Genomic DNA, 19,439 nt, shown 5'->3' with positions numbered 1-19,439 from the left:
CTGTGTATATAGGTTCCGTACCTAAGCAACTAGTGAGCAAAGCGCTTGCTAGTTGCTGTTATTCATTTCATGACATTGAAAGTAGCGGTACATGACAACTGAAACTTTACCGGTAACCGCATTACTGCCCGAGCTTCAGCAACATCTGGCTGAACAAATTGTTGTTCTCGAGGCTCCGCCCGGTGCTGGTAAATCAACGGTTATCCCACTTACGCTGCTCACTAGCGAGCCTTATGTTTCCGCCAACCCGCACAAACTAATTATTCTAGTGCAGCCGCGCCGAGTAGCGGCGATAAGTATTGCTCACTTTCTTGCACAGCAGTTGCATGAACCGGTGGGTAATCGGGTAGGTTATTGGGTGCGTGGTGAGCGTAAGAATTCCGCAAAAACCGGCTTGCTGGTAGTTACCGATGGTATGCTCACGCGCATTATTCAGCAGGATCCTGAACTCAAAAACATTGCGCTTATTATTTTTGATGAATTCCATGAACGTAATTTGCAATGTGATTTGGGGTTAGCGCTGGCGCTGGAAGCGCGTGAACTGAATGAATCACTGCAAATTTTAGTGATGTCGGCTACCTTGCCTGCAGAAGCCTTGGCGAAGTGGCTGCGCAGCCGTGAGTTACCGGTGGCGGTATTAACGAGTGAAGGGCGGCAGTATCCGATTCAACTGCATTATCGGCCGCCAAGGCAGAACACAGATTGGCAACAGGCATTGCCTGCCGTGGTTATGGAAGCATTGAGCTGTGCACAGCAAGGGGTATTGGTGTTTTTGCCGGGCCAGCGTGAGATACGGCGGCTAAAAGCAGCACTGCGCTTGCCGCCATCTGTGCAGTGTTTTGAACTCTATGGTGGCTTATCGCTGAAGGAACAACAACAGGCACTCAAGCCTTTATCGGGTAGTGCTATTAAGTTAGTGCTGGCCACCAATGTGGCAGAAACTAGTTTAACGATTCCGGATATTGATGTGGTGGTTGATAGTGGCCGAGAGCGGCAAGCTAAATACATACCAAAATATCAATTTACCCAGCTGCAAACCCGCTATATTGCCAGCGCATCGGCCACTCAACGAGCAGGGCGTGCGGGGCGAACAGGGCCTGGCCAGTGTTTTCGGTTATGGCCAGAAAGCATGAATCAAGGATTTGCGGCTTATAGCAAGCCAGCATTAGAAACCGAAGATTTACGCAGCGTGGTGCTGGAGGCGGCAGCGTGGGGTAGCCATCCCTCGGCATTAGCGTGGTTCACACAACCACCTGCTACCGCTTTAATGGCGGCAAGTGAATGGTTAACCGAAGCAAAATTACTGCACCCTAGCTCTGGTGATTTAGCGTCCAATCAAAACATTGTTAGATTAACGCCGCTGGGAAATACAGTGCAGCAGCTCGGTACCGATGTTGAGATTGCGATGTTGCTTACGCTAGCGAATGATTCAACTACGTTGCCGTTGTTTACTGAGTTGCAGTTGCGAAATGATGTTCACGGAAAGGATTTACAAAGAGCAGTAAAAACAGCAGCAGCGTTGATCGCGGCTCATCAAGAGGCACACGAATATCGTGCCGCGGGTGAGCTAACCGAAGTGATTCGACATTGGCTGCTGCAACCAGCCGAGTATCGACAAAGCCATCGTCGCTTACAACACTGGTGTCAGCGATTAGAAATCCCTTTACCTGTAGAGGTTCCGGATGCTGATATTCTTGGGTTGCTGCTCTTATTAGCGATGCCTATGCGCCTAGCGAAAGGCTCGGCGAGTGGACGCTACCAAATGGCAACTGGTGTGGCAATGCAACACGCTGGCGATGAAGAGCACGCTTTCAAACAAGAACGTTGGCTGTTAGTTAATCAAGTGAGTTTGCAGGAAGAGCGTTCTGAAGGGATTATTTGGCAAGCACTTGAGCTATCGAATAATGTTTTAGAATTTTGGGTAGATAGGCGAATCGATCTACGTGAAGGGTGGCAATGGGTTGGTGCGCAAGGACGACTGCAATTGATTGAGCAGCGCCGTTTAGGTGCATTGATATTCTCTGAACGAGTATCTGCAAAAGTGGTTTCTGAGCAGCAGCGGCTAGCAGCAATATTAACCGAGGTGCGTGCTCGCGGCGTATCGTTGTTTGCGGATAACTCAGAAAAAGGAACGCTGGAACAATGGTTGATCCGAGTGCAATTAGGCGCAGAATTGCTCGGTTTGCAGCCGAATGATTGGCAGCCCGAACCGTTGCTCGCCAATATTCAGGAGTGGGCGGAGCACGAATTGCAGCAACTACAAACGCGGCAACAAGCGTTACAATGGAATCCGTTAGCGGCGTTAAAGCAGCATTTTGCGGCACAAACAGAGTATCGTGGCGAGGCGCAGCTTAACCAGCTACTACCGTTACATTGGCAAGCACCAAGCGGGAGAGCGCACGCTATTCATTATCGTGCAGATGGTAGAGCAAGTGTAGCCCTGAAATTACAAGAAGTGTTTGGCACGCCTACGTCACCGAAAATAGCGCAAGGGCAAATTACACTCAGTTTTGATTTGCTATCACCAGCTGGCAGGCCGTTACATAAAACGAGTGATTTAGCCTCGTTTTGGCAAAATGGTTATGTACACGTTCGCAAAGAAATGCGAGGACGTTACCCGAAGCATCCCTGGCCGGATGATCCGGTGAATGCTAAAGCAACTCATTTGACGAAACGAGCTTTAGGGCGCACAGAAGATTAAAGCATTGATTAAAAAAGTGATCACCAAACGAGAAACAAATGGCAAAAAAGCAGCAAAAACAAACGAAGCAAGCACATAAGCAGCAACCGAGAAAATCGTGGTTACGCCGGCTTTTTGGTTTAAGCTGGCGGCTGGCGGTTCTCGGCATGGTGGCCACCGCTTTTTACTTAATTTATCTCGATTCGGTACTCACAAAACGCTTCTCAGAGGCTCGCTACCAAGCACCGGCGTTGCTATATAGCCGAGCGCTTTTGTTAGATACCAATGACCTAATCACACGAGAACAAATTGTTCGCGAATTTCGTGCGCTGGATTATCGTGAAAGTCGCTATGCGCGCAACCCTGGTGAATTTCAACAACAGGGCAATGATATTTTATTGTTTCGCCGGGCTTTTAATTTTCCTGACCAATTCGAACCAGGTATTCGGGCGCGTTTGCGTTTTGATCAAAGCCACCGCTTAGTGGCTATTGAAAGTTGGCCTGAGCAAACGGCACTGCAGCAACTTCGTTTGGAGCCGCAACTTATTGGCCGATTTGCTTCCGATAATAACGAAGATCGGCTGCTGGTAGGGCTTGAACAAATCCCCGTGTTAATGCAACAAACCCTTTTGCTAGTAGAAGACCAAGATTTTTATCACCATCATGGTGTGAAGCCATCATCGATTGCCCGAGCCGCAATGGCTAATTTGGCGGCCGGACGAACGGTGCAAGGTGGCAGTACCATTACTCAGCAGCTTATTAAAAATATGTATCTCAGCCGAGCACAAACCATTTCCCGGAAGGCGAATGAAGCGTTAATGGCGTTAGTGCTCGATTTTCGTTTTAGTAAAGATGAAATTTTGGAAGCCTACTTCAATGAGGTGTTCTATGGCCAAGATGGTGGCCATGCAATACACGGAGTGGGCCTGGCAAGCCGTTATTTTTACGGCAAGGCACCAGAAGATTTAACGCCAGCCGAAATTGCAATGTTAGTTGGCATGGTAAAAGGCCCTTCACTATATAACCCGTACCGGAATCCGGAAACGGCAGCAGATCGCCGTGATTTGGTACTTCGCTTAATGTATAGCGATGATTTAATTAATCAACCGCAATATTTGGCGGCACTAGAAGCGCCCGTAGTAACCCGAGCTAGTAACCGGTTAGTGGCACGCATGCGCCCTGATTATGTTGATTACGTACAACGCGAATTGCGCGAACTGGTCCCTGGAGATGCTTGGCAAGAAACAGGCTTGCGCGTGTTTACTTATTTTGATCCCTGGCTGCAAAGCGCTACTGAGAAAGCAGTACTGGATCGCATGGAGTTGTTACCCGATTTAGAAATAGAAGCGGCAGCCATTGTTACGGATTATCGCGCGGGCACTATTCGGGCACTAGTGGGTGGGCGAGCGCCAGTGCAAGGTGGATTTAATCGGGCGTTTCAAGCACGTAGGCCGATTGGTTCATTGATAAAACCCTTTGTGTATTCTTTAGCTTTAGAAGATGAAAGCCAATTTTCCTTGGCGTCGATTATTCATGATGAAGCGCTTACTGTTCGTGACGAACGTGGCCGGGAATGGCAACCCAATAATTTTGATGATGAGTTCAAAGGGCCAATTTCGTTGTATCAAAGTTGGATAGATTCACGAAATATTCCCGCGATTCAAACGGCTTTAGCCATTACACCCGCAAAAATACGTGATCGGTTGTATGCAATGGGTGCTACCGGAGCTATTCATGCTTACCCGTCGTTGGCGTTGGGCACCATTAATCTGAGCCCTGTGCAGGTAAATGAACTGTATGGCTATTTAGCAAACAATGGGAGTGGCTATAGCTTGAGTTCAATCGCCGGTGTTACTACCCATCGAGGCGATTTAGTTTATTTAGATGAGCGTAAGGCTCGTTCAGGCTTCCGCCCTGAGGCGGCGTATTTAGCGCGGTATGCTTCTTACGGGGTAGTGGAGCATGGCACCGGGCGGGCGTTAGGTCAAAGCATTGATGCCGCATTGGGCGGAAAAACCGGCTCTACCAATGAGTTGCGTGATAGCTGGTTTGTTTCCTTTGATGAGCGCCATATTTTAACCGTTTGGCTGGGGCGTGATGATAATCAACCCATTGGCTTAACCGGCAGCCGAGGCGCATTACCGCTGGCTACGAACTTTTGGCAGAATACACAAATTGCGCCTTTAAATTTAGCCTTTCCGGAAAACATAGGCATGCGCTCATGGGATAGCGAAACAGGTATTCCAGTAGGCGTTAACTGTGAGAATGCGGTGCAAATGCCCGGCATTTTGAATGATACGAATGTGGCCGATTGTCAGCCAGAGCAAGATAATGACGAAGAAGAGGAGCCGCCACAAAGTTGGTGGCGGCGGATATTCTCAAGTAGTGATTAAATGCTCACCCGTTTGTAATCGCGATAATCGGCTTTCCAGTAATTAGCGGCAATTCGTTGCTCGAGCATCTCATCAGTAATCTCTAATGCATGGCCTTGCTCTTGTGCCACTTTACCAACGGCAAAAGCAATTCGTTTGCTCAACGTTGATATCTCAGTGATCGCGGGCAATAAATGACCGGAAGCGCCGTTTGCTAGCGGTGATGCATCCGCTAATGTGCGGCATGCGGCCATTAACATTTCTTCTGTAATACGGTTTGCCTTCACAGCCAAAACACCTAAGCCAATACCCGGGAAGATATAGCTATTGTTGCACTGCGCAATGGGATAGGTAATACCGTCGTATTGCACAGGGGCAAATGGGCTACCTGTTGCTACAATAGCTTTTCCTTTGGTCCATTGAATCACATCGGCCGGATTCGCTTCTACTCTGCTTGATGGGTTCGAAAGCGGGAAAATAATTGGCTCTGGCGTGTATTGCTGCATGGTAAGCACTACTTGCTCAGTGAATAATCCGGGCTGGCCGGAAACACCAATTAATACTGTAGGCTGCGCACAATGCATGACATCAAGCAACGTGGCGTATTCGCCGCTGTAGGTCCAATCAGCCAGCGCGCTGCGGCTTTGCGCAAGCTCTTCTTGGAAATCACGTAAATCACCCATGCCTTCAGTAAGTAAGCCGAAACGATCTACCATATAGATGCGCGCCTTGGCTTCTTCGCGGCTAATCCCTTCAGCTTGCATGTGCGAAATAATATGCTCGGCAATACCACAGCCGGCTGAACCAGACCCCACAAATACAATTTTCTGTTGCGAAAGCTTCTGGCCTTTGGTTTTACATGCCGCGAGTAAGGTTCCGGCAGTAACTGCGGCAGTGCCCTGAATGTCATCGTTGAAGCAGCACACTTCATCTTGATAACGCTTTAATATTGGCATGGCAGTTTGTTGAGCAAAATCTTCAAACTGAATCATGGCATTTGGCCAACGGCGCTTCACGGCTTGAATAAAGGTATCAACAAAATCATCGTATTCTTTACCCGTAATACGCTTATGGCGAGCGCCCATATACATTGGATCATTCAATAATTTTTCATTATTGGTACCCACATCAAGCATTACGGGCAGGGTGTAGGCTGGGCTAATGCCGCCACAGGCGGTGTACAATGATAGTTTACCGATAGGAATACCCATCCCGCCGATGCCTTGATCGCCCAAGCCTAAAATTCGCTCGCCATCGGTAACCACAATCACTTTTACATTGCGTTTGGTAGCATTCCGAAGAATATCATTCATTTGTTCGCGTTCGGCATAGGAGATGAAGAGCCCGCGGGAACTGCGGTAGATATCAGAAAACTTCTCGCATGCATCACCCACGGTTGGGGTGTAAATTATCGGCATCATTTCTTCCAGATGCGAAGCAACCAATCGATGAAACATGGTTTCATTGTTATCTTGGATAGCACGCAAATAGATGTGTTTGTTCAGAGCCGTATCGAAGCTTTGATACTGCATGTAGGCTCGGCTTACTTGCTCCTCAATGGTTTCATAGCGCGGAGGAAGCAACCCGGTAAGGTTAAATGCAACACGTTCTTCGCGGCTAAAGGCACTCCCTTTGTTCAATAGCGGTGTCTCTAGCAGAGACGGACCTGCGTGCGGGATATACAGTGGCTCTTGCGAACGTTTATTTTGCATAGATACTCCAAATACAGCCTGAACTCATGCTTACTAGCAGAGTAAAAATGAACACGCTCCGTTAGCGCAATAATGCATATAGCGGTTCAGTTATGATGCTGAACCATGATGCTGGGCCTGGAGCGTGATGTATATCTTTAACTTATCGTGCAATGCTACAGCACGTTGAAAGCGTGCTCTGCAACTTGCAGTGTTTCTTCAATATCGGTTTCGGTATGCGCTAAGCTCATAAAGCCCGCCTCATAGGCACTTGGTGCTAAATACACACCGCGTTTTAGCATTTCATGGTAGAACGTGCGGAAGTGTTCCATATTGCACTGCGTGGCTTGTTCGTAAGTAGTTACTTTCTTGGCTTCCGTAAAGAAGAAGCCGAACATGCCGCCAGCCTGAGCGGTAGTAAAGGGAATACCTTTGGCATCGGCAAGTTCTTGTAAACCTGATGTTAGCTCGGATACGCGACCTTCAAGTTGGGTGTACAATGAGCTTGAATTTAACAAGCTCAACGACGCTAAACCAGCCGCCATAGCTACAGGATTACCTGAAAGTGTGCCCGCTTGGTAAACTGGGCCCACGGGTGCAATGTAATCCATAATTTCGCGTTTTCCGCCAAATGCGCCAACCGGCATACCACCACCAATCACTTTCCCTAAACAGGTAAGATCGGGTTTCACATTGAAAAACTCTTGAGCGCCGCCACGAGAAACCCGGAAACCAGTCATCACTTCATCGAAAATCAGCACCGCACCGTATTCATCGCACACTTCCCGAAGCCCTTCCAAAAATCCTGGCTCTGGCAAAATTAAATTCATATTCCCAGCAACTGGCTCTACGATAATACAAGCAATTTGCTCGCCTAAATCGGCGAAAACTTGGCGCACTTCGTCCAAGTTATTAAAGCTTACGGTGAGCGTGTGTTTGGCAAAATCTTCTGGGATACCTGGAGAGTTTGGAACACCTAAAGTAAGCGCGCCGGAACCTGCTTTAACCAACAGCGAATCGGCATGGCCATGATAACAGCCTTCAAACTTGAGGATTTTATCGCGCCCAGTGTAACCCCGAGCCAACCGAATCGCGCTCATAGTCGCTTCGGTACCGGAGTTCACCATGCGAACTTTCTCAATTGATGGCACCATGGAGATTACTTTTTCTGCCATGGTGATTTCACTTGCGGTTGGCGTACCAAAGCTTAAACCACGTTCAGCAGCTTCAATCGCAGCATCACGAATTTCAGGGTGATTATGACCCAGAATCATTGGCCCCCACGAGCCGATATAATCGATGTAACGATTGCCATCAACATCAAATAAGTAAGCACCTTGCGCGCGTTCAATGAAAATAGGTGTGCCACCTACACCATTAAAAGCACGAACCGGAGAGTTTACTCCGCCAGGGATAGAAAGTTGAGCTTGGGCAAACAAATCTTGCGAACGGGACATGGGAAAACCTCTTAACTATTAGCTTTATCGCTGTACCAAATTACATCGGTATCATAGCGGCTCACTAGGTGTTCAACACCTAATGTTGCGGCAAAAAGTGCCATACGAATTAAAACCCCATTATCGGCCTGGCGGAAAATTGCAAGGTTCGGGTTTTGATTCAAATCGTTATCGAGCTCATTTGCTTCCGCTCGCGAATCGCGAGGTAGCGGATGCATAATTACCGTGTTGGGTTTGTAGTGTTTCGTGTAGATTTCACTGTTTAGGCGAAATCTTCCCCGATACTGCTCGGCTTCATCAAGGTTAGTAAAACGCTCTTGTTGAATACGGGTTTGGTAAACAATATCAGCATCCATGGAACCGGAAAGCTCGCTTACTTGGGTAACTTTGTGCCCAGCGCTTTCCAGTAAATCTACGATGCTAGTGGGCATTCCTAATTCGGGTGGTGATACTAGGGTAATGTTCACTTGTTTAAACATGCAGAGTAATTTGGATAATGAATGTACGGTACGCCCGTATTTGAGATCACCAACGATGCAAAGATGCATACCATCAATGGTGCTACCATGATGTGCGAGTTCTTTTTCAATGGTATATAAATCAAGTAACGCTTGGGTAGGATGCTCGTTGGCACCATCACCGCCATTGATTACCGGAACCCGGCTACCTTCGGCAAACTCAGCCACAGCACCTGATTTTGGATGCCGCATGGCGATAACATCACTGTAACTTGAGAGCACTCGGGCCGTATCATACAGTGATTCGCCTTTGGCTAAAGCTGAGCTTTCCATTCCGGTGGTTTCCCGTACTTCGCCACCCAGCAGATTAAAGGCAGTGCCAAAGCTCACGCGGGTACGAGTTGAAGGTTCAAAAAACAAATTACCGAGAATTGCGCCATCAAGCACACGTGTGCGTTTGCGCCGGTGTGCGTAGGGTTCCATAAGATCGGCAATGCGAAAAATATGTTCAATCGCATCGCGGTTAAACTGGTCAACAGAAAGTATGTTTGCACCGGTAAATTTCATCATTTTTTGCGGTTCCAACGTGATAGGTTGTTGGGGCTGTAGCATAGCAGAAAGCCAACGCTAGCGGAACGTTGGCTTGGCTTTGTTTAAGGCTTTAATACGGCCAGAATGATAATTGCGAACAACATAATTACTGGCATTTCGTTGAACCAACGAAACCAACGGCCAGAGCGCTTTACGTTATCATTGCGAAAATCGCGCACTAAGAAGAAACAGTAAATATGATAAATTACTAAGATAAATACCAACAAGAGCTTTATATGCATCCAGCTGTTCATCCGCAGCCAATCTAAGCCATAGATATATAGCATGCCAAAACCGAAAATAATGGTAAGCACCATGAATGGCGTAACAAAATAGAGTAATCTACGCTCCATAATTTTAAGTTGTGCGTGTACTTTCGGCTCCACGGATTCAGCGTGATATACAAATAACCGTGGTAAATAGAAAATACCAGCGAACCAAGCAACCATGAAAACTAGGTGGAGCGCTTTAAACCACTGGAAAACAAGAAATTCGTTCATAGGGGTGCTATCGCCTTTGTCTATTGCCACGCACTTGCAAAATGGCTGGGTGATTGATTTCGAGTAACGTAAGATAGCTAATAATTTAACACAAGCATTGTGTAAACAGTAGGAAGTAGATGATGGCAAAAGGCAGTAATAGTAGCCTTCGTACATATCATAGCTATGAAAAGAAACGGCTTTTGCTATACGTTGCATTGGCCGCGCTTTTTGTGGTTGCTGGTTATCTTGTTGGGAACATGCGGCTAATTCATTTAGAGCAACAAACACTACTGTTGGAAAATCAACGCGCGAGCTTACATCAGCGTGTTGATCGTTTGGAATACCGCATTAATATTTTGCAAGTTGAGTTAGATGTTGAGCGTGCAGCTACACAATCACTTCAAGATGAGCTTCGGGATACTCAAGATGATAATGCAAAGATTCGTCGCGAACTGGCTTTTTATCAGCGTGTAATGGCGCCGGAGCTTGAAGCGGATGGTATAACGATTGATTCGATGACCGTTACTTCGCTACCGGGCGAAAATAGCTATTATTTTCGCCTAATATTATTGCAGATGGAACGTATTGAGCAACTCGCACAGGGCTCGATAACGCTTACACTGCGCGGTTTCGAGCAAGATGAACGAAAAGAATACAATTTACTCGCGTTAGCGGGCATTGATGAAGGTGCCACGCAATTTGTAATGAGCTACTTTTCCCTTACTGAGGGGAGTTTTAATTTGCCCGCGGGTTTTTCACCCGATACGTTGCATGTGCGAGTACGTTCGCGCCAAGGCCGACAAACAGAGCGGAATTATCAATGGCGGCAATTATTTGAAGCGGAAACGGCAGTAGAGGAAGCGAATGCTGGTGATGAAGGCTAAAAATCAGCCTAATTTGGAATAGAAGCGTGAGTAACGTTGATCGTATAAGCGCCATAAGCGACAATAGCAGTGTTAATTTATGAAACCTTCTGTGGAGTACGGTTGATGAGTGCAGTAGAACAAGCGATGCCGATTGAATTTTCTGAATCAGCGGCGATTCGTGTGCGAACGTTAATCTCCGAAGAAGAGAACCCAGCGCTTAAACTGCGGGTATTCGTTACTGGCGGTGGTTGTTCTGGCTTTCAGTATGGCTTTACTTTCGATGAAAAAGTGAACCCCGGTGATATGGAAATTCAAAAAGAAGGCGTAACCTTAGTGGTTGATCCAATGAGCCTGCAATATTTGGTAGGTGGTGTTGTAGATTACGAAGAAGGCTTACAAGGGGCACGTTTTTTTGTGAATAATCCAAACGCAACTACAACATGTGGGTGTGGGTCTTCGTTTTCTGTGTAGATTTCATTATCACCTGAGTGATTTTTGCATAGCTCTGTGTATAGCCCTGTTGAAATTTTGTACATTGCGGCAGTGCCGCGATTAAGCGGTATTGCGCCATAGGTAAGGGCTCAGAACTAAACCATCTCTCATAATTCATGCGTTACTGAGCGGTAAATTTTAACAAAGTTACTACATTAAACTGCTTGCGTTTTCCCTACCGAAACGAAAAAATGACTTCGATTCATTCGCCATAACCAGTGTTGCTAAAGAGCAAAGGAAGTACTATGACTCGATGGTTACTATTCATCGCGGCTTATTTCGTTAGCATACCAAGCCATGCTCAGGGGAGTGTAGGCCACTTTTATCCGGATTTTTATGGTACAACACCGGAACAAGCAGCAAGGCCCGCTCAAGGCTTTACCGGCGAAAATGTTGCGAAAGATATTTGTTACAGCATTAGTGCCGATAATCGCCGTGAATTTCAAAATATTTTAGAGCGCAACAGCTTGCGGATCCGAAACATGTATACGGCGGTGAAGTGTAATGGATACACATTGCTACAATTTGCCGTGATTGCTGAAGCTACCGATACGGGCTTGTTGCTTACACGTAGCCTTCCTGCGCGGATGATTTTTGAAAAATATGAGAATGGCGATTCTATTCTCGATTGGGCTGAAACTACGGGTTACCACAACTCGCCAATCATTCATGCTGTTCGTGAGCGTTTACCGCAAAGTTAATATCCCCACCTGTTACGAACTTCCATTCTGATTTTTCTTCTAGATTTTTGAAAGTAGCCGAGTTTTGCTACAATGAATCACCGTTTTTGATATCCGGTTTTTATATGTAACGCTATTGAGCTAAATATTATGTTTTAGCTTTAGTGAATGGCACCAATAACATTTCCAATGTACCTAGGTAAAAGCAGAGCCAGCGGCTTTCGTTATATTAGCGTAAGCCACCACTGATGAGGATTCTATGAGCCATTATTTAAAACACTTAGAACAAGTGAAGCAGCGGTTTGATGAAGCACTAGAAGCAAATGGGTTTGAGAGCGTATTAATATATGCTGGCCAGCCGCGAGTGGCATTCCTCGATGATAATGCATATCCGTTTCGCGTAAATCCATTTTTCAAGTATTGGATACCGGTCACCGAGAATCCAAAGAGTTTTATTTTTTACCGCAAGGGCGAGAAACCTGTTGTTTTTCTATTCCAAGCTCGTGATTTTTGGCATGCTCAGCCACAGTTGCCGCCGGGCGAATGGAAAGAAGCATGCGATGTAGTGTTGGTGGATAATATTGCTACCGTACGAGCAAAGCTGGCCGATGAATTAGCAACGGCAGCATTCATTGGGGAAGAATTTGCGCCAATGAACGAATGGCCTGTGGCAGCGCACAATCCACAAAAGCTTATCGACCATTTACACTACCAGCGGGCAATAAAAACTGAATGTGAATTAATTAATATGCGCAAAGCAAACGTAGTTGCTGCGCGTGGACACAACGCTGCGCGCGATGCTTTTTTTGCAGGTAAATCTGAACTTGAGATTAACCAAGCGTATTTAGCGGCTATGAAGTTCCGGGAAACTGAAGTTCCTTATAACAGTATCGTGGCGCTGAATGAGCACGCGGCAGTGTTGCATTACGATGTTTATGAAACCGAAGTTCCAACGGAACACCGCTCTTTCCTGATTGACGCTGGCGCATACTATAACGGACATTGTGCTGATATTACGCGAACGTATGCAGCCAAAGATGGTTTTTATGCCGAGTTAGTAGAAGCGGTAGATGCCGCTGAACAAGCTATCATTGCGGAGATAAAACCAGGCATTTCGTATCTTGATCTGCATGTAAGCATGCATAAAAAAATAGCGAAAATCCTTTCTGAGTTTGGCTTTTTCAAAGTGGATGCCGATACCATTTACGAGCGGGGCTACACGCGAGCATTCTTTCCGCACGGTTTGGGCCACTTTATTGGGTTGCAAGTGCATGATGTGGGTGGCTTCTTGAAGAACACCAAGGGTGATGCCTTCGAACGTAATGCGGAACATCCGTTCTTGCGATTGCTGCGCGATGTAGAGGTAGATCAAGTGTTTACCATTGAACCTGGGATCTACGTTGTTGATCAATTATTAGAAGCACATGATGGCAACGAAGATTTTAATTGGAATCGGGTTTCAGAGCTGCGTCCGTTCGGTGGTGTACGTATTGAAGATAGTGTGCGGGTAACGGCTGATGGTACTGAGAATATTACCCGTGATGCATTTGATAAGTTAAAATAAGCGATTCACGGTTAATCTTTACCTGGGTTGTAATAAAAAAGCGGCGAATCGATAGTCGATTCAGCCGCTTTTTTAATCTCTTTCGTTGTCCATTAGCTTGCTGGAATATAAGCGCCGAGAACCGCTGGCCGCTTTGCGCCAGTTACGCTGCGTAAATCGGGTGCCACGCCTTGCACGTGAGCCCAAGCCAACCAAGCAAATAAAACTGCCTCTACCCAATCAGGATGCACACCGATAGATTCTGTTGTGCGCCAGCCTACGGCCGGGAGAAGTGCTTGGCATCGTTGCATGAGTGCTTGATTTTGCGCACCGCCGCCACATACGTATACGCACGTTTCTGGGGCATTATGCAGGCTAGGAATTGTACGAATCGCATCGGTTAACGTAGTTGCGGTTAGCTCAAGCAATGTTGCTTGTATATCAACGGCTGTAAGTTTGCTATTCGAAGTTTCGCAAAGTTGCCGCAGCGCATTATCTAACCACACTGGCGTAAAATACTCCCGGCCGGTGCTTTTTGGCGCAGCCTTGCGAAAATAGGGATCTCGTTGCAGTAATTCCAGCAAGGGCTGGTTTACTTGGCCGCTTGCGGCCCATGCACCATTGCTATCGTATTCTTTCTGCAAGTGCGTTTGCACCCAATAATCCATCAACGTATTGCCGGGGCCAGTATCGAAACCCACAACCTGATCCGTATTCTCTGTAGCGGCAGGAAGATAGGTAATATTGGCGATGCCACCAATGTTGGCAATAAAGCGTTGTTCGTCCGTAACCTGGAATATTTTCTGATGAAGAGCAGGGGCAAGAGGCGCACCCTCACCGCCAAGCGCAATATCTTTTTGCCGAAACTGACCAACTACGGCGATACCGGTAAGCGCAGCAATGGTATGTGGACAACCGAGTTGTAAAGTAAACGCTGGGGTAGTATCTGGATGATGGCGAACGGTTTGCCCATGGCTGCCGATAGCGCGAATATCGCTTGTGTTTAGATCGTTTTTGGCAAGTAATGCCGCAATACCTTCTGCAACCGTTTGTGCAAATAGGCGATCTGCGGTGCCGTAGCGTACCAGCTCATTTGTACCTGGGGTACATAGTGCATGGCATTGTTGTTGTAATGATTCGCTGAGAGGCCAATTAAGGGCATCAAGTTGGGTTATTGTGCCGCTACTGCTAATACTTACTAGCGCCAAATCGAGCGCATCTAAGCTGGTTCCCGAAAGAACACCGATAAAGCGCTCGGCGCTCATTAATCAACCATCGCCAAGTAAAAGCGTTTACGGCCTTCTATCATCGCTAGTTGTTCGGCCGCAATAGCCTCAAACACCGGCATTTCTGCTACCGGAAGTGATTCCGCTTTTGGTAAATTCACGGTACGCGGGTTGCGGTGGACACCATCAACCAAAAATTCATAGTGCAAATGCGCACCGGTTACGCGGCCGGTAGCGCCTACACGGCCAATTACTTGCCCTTGGCGCACACGATCGCCAACATTGGCTTGCCGGCGGCTCAGGTGTAGGTATTTAGTAACGTAGCGTTCGCCATGCTGAACAAAAATATAGTGGCCATTGAGGTTATCGTAAGCGCTGGCGATAACACGGCCATCACCCGAAGACATGACCGGTGTGCCAGTTGGTGCGGCGTAATCAATACCGCGATGCGGCGCTACACGACCAGTAACTGGGTGTAAGCGGCGTGGATTAAATTCAGAAGAAACTCGGTTAAATGCTACTGGGGCACGCAAGAATGTTTTTCGCATGCTGCGGCCTGTATCGGTATAGTAGCTGCCATTTTCGTGGAGAATAGCGCGGAACACTTCGCCTTGGTTAACGAACTCCGCAGCTACAATTTGTCCTGTGCCTACATACTGGCCGTCAATGTAACGCTCTTCATAAAGAACACTGAACTGGTCGCCTCGACGAATATCCAGCGCGAAATCCACATCCCAACCGAATAGCTCAGCTAAGCTCATAATTTGCCCTTGAGAGAGCCCAGCTTGTACGCCAGCATTCCAGAAATTACTTGTAATTTCTGCGTGTGCGAAGGCAATGCGAATGTCTGTTGGCTTTGCTTCACGGTTACTTTGGTAGGTGCCGTTTTCGGTTTTTTCGATTATCAATGTATCGGTTTCGCTTAACCGATAATGTAATGCCATTAAATCGTTGTTGGCGTCTTTTGCAAAACGCAATGTATCGCCTGGGTGAATGCGGCGTAGAATGCTGGCATCTTCGGCTTGGGTTAAATCATGGAGTTGACGGGCGCTAAAACCTAACCGTTGGAATATACGTGCCATGTTGTCACCCGAACGAATCTCATAATCCACCCATGTGTATTCCATATCGCTATCAATGGGTGCAAAAGAAGTACCGAGTTGCAGGGCTAGTTCGTAGCGTACACCGGGTTCAAGCTGTTCAAATTGGGCCATATCACGTGAAGCGCTGGCTTTTTCCGATGGCCATACCAAAAGTAGCAGCAATAAAATGCTAACGCTGGCGATAATCACCTGATGGCGTTTGGGCATGTGCTGCAGAAACTGCTGGATTGGTTTAACCATAGATTGGATCCTCTGTACTTCACGCATACTTCATTTTGCTGGGTAAAAAACAGCAAATATTCTACTCTTTTTCTTCACCGTTCAGGCTATCATATCATTTTCTTTGCACAAGCAGAAACAACGTGCTTAAAAGGTGGCGTTGAATCAAGTAGAATGCCAAATTCGGAAAAAGTTCAGTAGCCAGGTAGTGAATTGGAGTAAAGATGACTAAATCGGTAACGGAAGGCCTCGCGTTAATCACTCGAGGCGTTGATGAAGTGTTGGTAGAACAAGAGCTTAAAGATAAGTTGGCGGAGAATCGGCAGCTTACAGTAAAGGCTGGTTTTGACCCAACAGCACCTGATTTACATCTGGGACACACGGTTCTCATCAATAAATTACGAGTATTCCAAGATCTTGGCCATAAAATTGTATTCTTGATTGGTGATTTCACCGGCATGATTGGTGATCCTTCCGGAAAAAATGTTACCCGCAAGCCGTTGAGCCGAGAAGAAGTTTTGGCGAATGCTGAAACGTATAAGGAGCAAGTGTTTAAAATTCTCGACCCTGAAAAAACAGAAGTTCGCTTCAACAGTGAGTGGATGAATGAACTCGGTGCGGCGGGCATGATTAAGCTCGCATCGCGGCAAACGGTGGCGAGAATGCTGGAACGCGATGATTTTAAAAAGCGTTATCAAGGTGGCCAGCCGATTGCGATTCATGAGTTTATTTACCCGCTGGTGCAAGGTTGGGATTCGGTTGCACTGAAAGCTGATATTGAGATGGGTGGAACGGACCAACGTTTTAATTTGCTCATGGGTCGGGAATTACAGAAAGAAGAAGGGCAGCGCCCGCAAACGGTAATTACGGTGCCTTTACTTGAAGGTCTCGATGGCGTTCAGAAAATGTCAAAATCGCTCGGGAATTACGTGGGTATTACCGATACGCCAAATGAGATGTTCGGCAAAATCATGTCGGTTTCCGATGAATTAATGTGGAAATACTTCGACCTATTGAGTTTCCGCAGTGATAGTGAATTGGCGGAACTCAAACAACAAGTTGCCGGTGGTGGCAACCCGCGCGATGCAAAAGTGGCATTGGCGAAAGAGCTGATTGCGCGCTTCCATAGTGCTGCCGATGCAGACGCCGCGGAGCAAGATTTTATTCAGCGCTTTCAAAAGAATGCAATTCCTGACGATATGCCGGAAATTACATTAAGCTTAAGTGAAGAGCAACGTGGGCTAGGAAATGTATTGAAGGAAGCTGGGCTTGTGGCTTCTACGTCTGAAGCGATGCGCATGGTGAAGCAAAATGCTGTGCGTATTGACGGCGAAAAGGTAGATGATGCTCGTACGGTTTGTGCGCTTGGAACCGCCGTTTATCAAGTGGGTAAGCGCAAATTTGCAAGAATAACCCTAGCGTAAAGTTAAGCCGTTAATGTAGCCAAGAGTGCGGCGAAGTGTTTAAACGATACGAAAATCAGCGTTGCCAGCCAGGAACGCTGATTTTTTTATTGGTTTCCGGTTCCCAAGCGGTGAGCGTTTCACCCCACACACAACCGGTATCAAGGCCGATAATATCACTCCGATGGGTATCACCCATGAGGCTTGCCCAGTGGCCAAACACGATCTGCCATGGCGAGGTTTTTCGCGCACTAAACCACGGCCGTAATTGTAGTTCTGCTGGAACATTATCGGGATGCTGTTTCTCGTTCAATTCGAGGGCGTGTTCAGTGGTAACGTAGCGCATACGGGTAAACACGTTCACGATAAATCGTATCCGCTCATTGCCACTTAAATCGGGGTGCCATAACGCCGGCTCGTTACCATACATCTCACTCAAAAATTGCACAAAATTTCGGCTTTTCAGACATAAGGCTACTTCGTCGGCGTATTCGGAGGCCTCATCAACACTCCAATCGGGGTGAATGCCGGCGTGGGTCATCACCAATGATTGTGAGGCATCAGCCAACAACAGCGGTTGCTTCCGCAGCCAATCTATCCATAAATCACGGTCGGCAGATTTTGCGATATCAGCGGTACGATCTTTCGGATTTGCTCTGCGCAACTGGCAAAGAACAGCGAGGGCGTGTAAATCATGGTTACCGAGCACACAGCGAAACGAAGTGCCCATTTCGGCGAGAAACTCGAGGGTAGCTTGTGCTTCTGGGCCACGGCCGATGAGATCACCAACCGCCCAGAGCTCATCACGCTTGCTGTTAAAATCTACTTTATTCAGTAAATTTTGTAATGGCTTTAAACAACCGTGAATATCACCAACTACGTAACGTGCCATGGCTATCGCCTAGTGCAGAATGTTGGGTTGAGCGAGGGTGAACACCGGAATCGGGAGATCCCAAAACTGACCATTATCATCAACCATGCCGTAGCTGCCTTCCATGTGGCCTAGCGGGGTTTTCAATACCGTTCCACTGGTGTAGGTAAACGATTTGCCAGGCTGGATATGTGGCTTCTTACCAACAACACCTTCACCCACCACCTCGGTGGTGTTGCCATTGGCATCGGTGATTGTCCACTTCCGATTTAACAGTTTTACAGCAGCATCACCGATGTTGGCGATCGTTACCGTATAGGAAAAAACAAATTGCTCTTTTTCAGGAATTGATTGCTCTTCAAGGTACTCGGTTTCAACTTGAATGCTAACTTCATAAGTACTCATATCGTTCGATCATTCTCCGTAATCCAATTCGCCATGCGCACAAAATCTTCAACGGCCAGAGTTTCTGGGCGTACTGTTGGATCGATATTAATGCTTTCGAGTTCTTCAGCCGACATTAATTTCTTCATATTGTTGCGCATCGTTTTTCTACGCTGATGAAATGCCATGTGGCAAACGTGATTTAACGTTGCGCGATCAAGTACCGGCCAAGGCGATTCGCTGTACGGTTCCAATCTTACTACTGCGGAATCTACTTTTGGTGTTGGATCGAACGCTTCTGGCGGTACTTCAATAACCGGTATTACCTTGCAAGCTTGCTGAATCATCACGGTTAAGCGGCCGAAAGCTTTGCTGCCTGGGGCCGCAGCCATACGTGCAACTACTTCTTTTTGCAGCATAAAGTGCATATCAGAAATAGTATCTAACTGGCTTAGCAAATGAAATATCAACGGCGTTGATATGTTGTATGGCAAGTTGCCAAAAACCCGAAGCTCTTTGCCTAACTCGCGTGATAACGCACCAAAATCATAACGCAAAGCATCGGCGCGGTGTACGGTAAGTTTACCCTCAAATTCCGCCGAATTTTCTAATCGATCCGCAAGATCACGGTCGAGTTCAACCACATGCAAGTGCCCGGCGCGTTGCGCTACAGGTCGCGTAAGCGCTGCTAGGCCTGGCCCAATTTCGACCATAGGCTCACCCGGTTGCGGCGCGATAGCCTCTACAATGGCATCAATAACCATTTCATCTTGTAAAAAGTTTTGGCCAAAACGTTTACGGGCGCGGTGGCCATCAAGAGCTTTACTCATGGTTAATCAGTTTTCCTAGAATTCTATATTGCAAAGAGGTGTCGCCTAATGGGCGTCGATGTATTGATTATGAACGCTTTTGGCTGATTTG

16 protein-coding genes are annotated in these 19,439 nt (G+C 47.1%); 7 read left to right on the top strand and 9 right to left on the bottom strand.

Going from position 1 to position 19,439, the window contains the following annotated elements; translation table 11 throughout:
- Positions 1-91 precede the first annotated feature (91 nt).
- On the top strand, positions 92-2,701 hold the full coding sequence (gene hrpB, locus CWE13_RS09990) for an ATP-dependent helicase HrpB (protein WP_126808257.1): 2,610 nt from the start codon (positions 92-94) through the stop codon (positions 2,699-2,701).
- A 38-nt stretch (positions 2,702-2,739) separates the two neighbouring features.
- Positions 2,740-5,073 carry a penicillin-binding protein 1B gene (gene mrcB / locus CWE13_RS09985; RefSeq protein ID WP_126808255.1) on the top strand — a complete coding sequence of 778 codons (2,334 nt, stop codon included), beginning with the start codon at positions 2,740-2,742 and terminating at the stop codon, positions 5,071-5,073.
- Here mrcB and CWE13_RS09980 read toward each other — a convergent pair.
- The 4 genes from CWE13_RS09980 to hemJ form a co-directional block, all read right to left on the bottom strand.
- Positions 5,070-6,764, bottom strand: coding sequence for an NAD-dependent malic enzyme (locus CWE13_RS09980; RefSeq protein WP_126808253.1), 1,695 nt, complete (start codon positions 6,762-6,764; stop codon positions 5,070-5,072). The genes mrcB and CWE13_RS09980 overlap by 4 nt on opposite strands.
- Before the next feature lie 155 nt (positions 6,765-6,919).
- On the bottom strand, positions 6,920-8,200 hold the full coding sequence (gene hemL, locus CWE13_RS09975) for a glutamate-1-semialdehyde 2,1-aminomutase (RefSeq protein ID WP_126808252.1): 1,281 nt from the start codon (positions 8,198-8,200) through the stop codon (positions 6,920-6,922).
- A gap of 11 nt (positions 8,201-8,211) precedes the next feature.
- Complete coding sequence (locus tag CWE13_RS09970; protein WP_126808315.1) at positions 8,212-9,225, bottom strand: aspartate carbamoyltransferase; 1,014 nt, start codon at positions 9,223-9,225, stop codon at positions 8,212-8,214.
- Positions 9,226-9,311: 86 nt separating this feature from the next.
- Positions 9,312-9,749, bottom strand: coding sequence for a protoporphyrinogen oxidase HemJ (hemJ, locus tag CWE13_RS09965; RefSeq protein WP_126808250.1), 438 nt, complete (start codon positions 9,747-9,749; stop codon positions 9,312-9,314).
- 119 nt (positions 9,750-9,868) lie between these two features.
- On the opposite strand from hemJ, the gene CWE13_RS09960 reads away from it, so the two are divergent.
- The 4 genes from CWE13_RS09960 (at position 9,869) to pepQ (ending at position 13,333) form a co-directional block, all read left to right on the top strand.
- Positions 9,869-10,615 (top strand): DUF6776 family protein, encoded by a 747-nt coding sequence (locus CWE13_RS09960; RefSeq protein WP_126808248.1) that lies wholly within the window; start codon positions 9,869-9,871, stop codon positions 10,613-10,615.
- Between the two features lie 105 nt (positions 10,616-10,720).
- Positions 10,721-11,068, top strand: a complete 348-nt coding sequence (gene erpA, locus CWE13_RS09955; RefSeq protein ID WP_007420270.1) for an iron-sulfur cluster insertion protein ErpA — start codon at positions 10,721-10,723, stop codon at positions 11,066-11,068.
- Positions 11,069-11,334: 266 nt separating this feature from the next.
- Entirely contained in the window at positions 11,335-11,790 is a 456-nt protein-coding gene (locus tag CWE13_RS09950; RefSeq protein ID WP_126808246.1) for a DUF3718 domain-containing protein, read from the top strand.
- 238 nt (positions 11,791-12,028) lie between these two features.
- Positions 12,029-13,333, top strand: coding sequence for a Xaa-Pro dipeptidase (gene pepQ / locus CWE13_RS09945; protein WP_126808244.1), 1,305 nt, complete (start codon positions 12,029-12,031; stop codon positions 13,331-13,333).
- A 92-nt stretch (positions 13,334-13,425) separates the two neighbouring features.
- On the opposite strand, the gene CWE13_RS09940 is transcribed toward pepQ, so the two are convergent.
- Positions 13,426-14,577 carry an anhydro-N-acetylmuramic acid kinase gene (locus CWE13_RS09940; RefSeq protein ID WP_126808242.1) on the bottom strand — a complete coding sequence of 384 codons (1,152 nt, stop codon included), beginning with the start codon at positions 14,575-14,577 and terminating at the stop codon, positions 13,426-13,428.
- Positions 14,577-15,881, bottom strand: a complete 1,305-nt coding sequence (locus CWE13_RS09935) for a peptidoglycan DD-metalloendopeptidase family protein (RefSeq protein WP_126808240.1) — start codon at positions 15,879-15,881, stop codon at positions 14,577-14,579. The genes CWE13_RS09940 and CWE13_RS09935 overlap by 1 nt, the downstream gene beginning before the upstream one ends.
- A gap of 203 nt (positions 15,882-16,084) precedes the next feature.
- Between CWE13_RS09935 and tyrS the strand changes: the two genes are divergently transcribed.
- Entirely contained in the window at positions 16,085-17,284 is a 1,200-nt protein-coding gene (tyrS, locus tag CWE13_RS09930) for a tyrosine--tRNA ligase (protein WP_126808238.1), read from the top strand.
- 55 nt (positions 17,285-17,339) lie between these two features.
- Here the strand turns inward: tyrS and CWE13_RS09925 are convergent, their stop codons facing one another.
- From CWE13_RS09925 to rsmA, 3 genes are read right to left on the bottom strand one after another with little or no spacing between them, the layout of a single operon-like run.
- Positions 17,340-18,155, bottom strand: a complete 816-nt coding sequence (locus CWE13_RS09925; RefSeq protein WP_126808236.1) for a symmetrical bis(5'-nucleosyl)-tetraphosphatase — start codon at positions 18,153-18,155, stop codon at positions 17,340-17,342.
- A 9-nt stretch (positions 18,156-18,164) separates the two neighbouring features.
- A complete protein-coding gene (gene apaG, locus CWE13_RS09920) occupies positions 18,165-18,539 on the bottom strand; it encodes a Co2+/Mg2+ efflux protein ApaG (RefSeq protein ID WP_126808235.1) in 375 nt (124 codons plus the stop codon).
- Complete coding sequence (gene rsmA, locus CWE13_RS09915) at positions 18,536-19,348, bottom strand: 16S rRNA (adenine(1518)-N(6)/adenine(1519)-N(6))-dimethyltransferase RsmA (RefSeq protein ID WP_126808233.1); 813 nt, start codon at positions 19,346-19,348, stop codon at positions 18,536-18,538. The genes apaG and rsmA overlap by 4 nt, the downstream gene beginning before the upstream one ends.
- Between the last annotated feature and the right edge of the window lie 91 nt (positions 19,349-19,439).

The organism is Aliidiomarina shirensis (assembly GCF_003987345.1).
Classification (GTDB): Bacteria; Pseudomonadota; Gammaproteobacteria; order Enterobacterales; family Alteromonadaceae; genus Aliidiomarina; species Aliidiomarina shirensis.
Note: the sequence above shows the minus strand (reverse complement) of the source record. Positions and strands in the feature narration are given on the sequence as shown.